Genomic DNA, 2,128 nt, shown 5'->3' with positions numbered 1-2,128 from the left:
GAGATAAGCGACGTCGGCGGCGAAATAGGTGAACGAGCCATCAGACTTGACCAGCGCCCGGTCCATGTCGTCGCCGACCGCGGTCGAGCGGAACAGCGTCTGCTCGCGGTCCTCCCAATCTTCGGGTTTCTCGCCCTTGGGCGGCGGCAGCTTGCCCTTGTAGATATGGCCCTTCAGCGTCAGATCGTTGATCGCAGAGCGGATCTTCCTGGCTTTGTCGGCGTGCAGCGTGCGCTCGGAGAAGAACACGTCGTGATGCACGTTGAGCATCGCAAGGTCCTCGCGGATCATCGCCATCATCGCATCGATGGTGCGATCCTTGACGATGGCGAGCGCCTCGTCATCGGGCATCTGCAGAAGCGAGCGGCCGTATTCCGCGACCAGCGCCTGGCCGACAGGCACCAGGTAATCGCCGGGATAGAGACCGGCAGGTATTTCGCCGATGTCGTCGCCCAGCGCTTCGCGGTAACGCAGGAATGCGGAACGGCCGAGCACGTCGATCTGCGAGCCGGCGTCGTTGATGACATATTCCTTGGTCACGTCGTAGCCGGCGAAGGCCATCAGATTGGCAAGCGCGTCGCCGACGACAGCACCCCGGCAATGGCCGACATGCATCGGCCCGGTCGGATTGGCCGAGACATATTCGACATTGGTCTTCCTGCCGCCGCCAACCGTCGAGCGGCCATAGTTGCGGCCCTCGCCGAGCAGTGCGGTCAGATGTGTCTGCCAGAAGCCGTCCTTGAGCCTGAGATTGACGAAACCGGGCCCAGCCACTTCCGTCGCCGCGACATCCTTGTCGTCGCGCAGCGCCTGCGCCAGTCTTTCAGCCAGCGCGCGCGGGTTCTGGCCGGTCGGCTTGGCCAGCACCATCGCCGCATTGGTCGCTAGGTCGCCGTGGCTGGCGTCGCGCGGCGGCTCGACGGCAATGCGCGACAGGTCAGGCGAAACGCCGTCTTTGTCTTTCAGATCAAGCGCTTCGACGGCTTTTATGATTCGCGCGGTGAAATCGGCGAAGATGTTCATTTGTGTGACTCTGGGGTCTGGCTCTGGCGGCTTTGCAGCGAATCCGGCTCGTTGGCCGGCAAAATCGAGCCCGCCCTAGCCCAATTCAGGCGTATGGTCAAACAAACGCCGGTGTTCCTTGAGCGCGTAGGTGTCGGTCATACCCGCCAGGAAGTCGGCGACGCTGCGCGCCTTGATGCGGTCGTCGGCCCGATCCAGCCCCTCGCGCCAGCCGTCCGGCATGGCGCGCGGATCGGCGAAATAGGCGTCGAACAGATTTTTGACGATCTGCTCGGCGTCCGCGCGCACCCGCATAACCTCCGCGTGCCGGTAGAGGTGCTTGTACAGGAAGGCCTTCAGTTCTTTCTCCAAGGCAGCCATTTCGGCCGAGAAAACCACCATCGTCTCGCCAGCTGCCCTCACCGCATCGGCGCTCCGCGGCCTGATGCGATCGAGATTGGCGGTCGTCGACTTGATCACGTCCTCGACCATGGCGGTTATCTGCCGCCGCATCAGCTCGTGGCCAGTGCGCACATCATCGAGGGAGGGATAGCGTGAGCGAACGCCTTTCAGGATCGTTCCCGGCAGCGAAACCGTCTCCAGCATGTCCAGCGTCAAGAGCCCTGCCCTCAAGCCGTCATCGATGTCATGCGTGTTGTAGGCTATATCGTCGGCGATCGCCGCGCATTGCGCCTCGATGCCGGCAAACCGGTCGAGTTCGAGATCGTGCAGTTCAGAGTAATCACGGATCGCCTGCGGCACCGGCCCTTTCAGACCTTTGCCGTTAGCATTCGTCAGCGGCCCATTGTGCTTGACCAGGCCTTCCAGCGTTTCCCAGGTCAGGTTGAGCCCATCGAACTCGGCGTAGCGCGCCTCCAGCCTCGTCACGATGCGCAGCGATTGCGCGTTGTGGTCGAAGCCGCCCCAGGCGGCCATCTTTTCGTTCAGCGCGTCCTCGCCGGTGTGGCCGAAGGGCGTGTGGCCGAAATCATGCACCAGCGCCACCGCCTCGGCGAGATCCTCGTCGCCGCGCAGCGCCCGTGCCAGGGCGCGCGCGATCTGCGCCACTTCGATCGAATGGGTCAGCCGGGTGCGATAGTGGTCGCCTTCATGCGCGATGAAGACC

The 2,128-nt window shown here is 63.4% G+C and carries 2 protein-coding genes; both read right to left on the bottom strand.

The genetic code is table 11. The features are described from left to right. Positions 1 to 1,023, bottom strand: a 1,023-nt coding sequence (argS, locus tag EN984_RS32215) for an arginine--tRNA ligase (RefSeq protein ID WP_127384247.1), incomplete at its 3' end; no start/stop codon positions are given. 75 nt (positions 1,024 to 1,098) lie between these two features. Then, the coding region (locus tag EN984_RS32210; protein WP_127384246.1) for a deoxyguanosinetriphosphate triphosphohydrolase at positions 1,099 to 2,128 on the bottom strand (1,030 nt) is incomplete at its 5' end.

The sequence above is a fragment of the Mesorhizobium sp. M7A.F.Ca.CA.004.12.1.1 genome, from assembly GCF_003997835.1.
Classification (GTDB): Bacteria; Pseudomonadota; Alphaproteobacteria; order Rhizobiales; family Rhizobiaceae; genus Mesorhizobium.
Note: the sequence above shows the minus strand (reverse complement) of the source record. Positions and strands in the feature narration are given on the sequence as shown.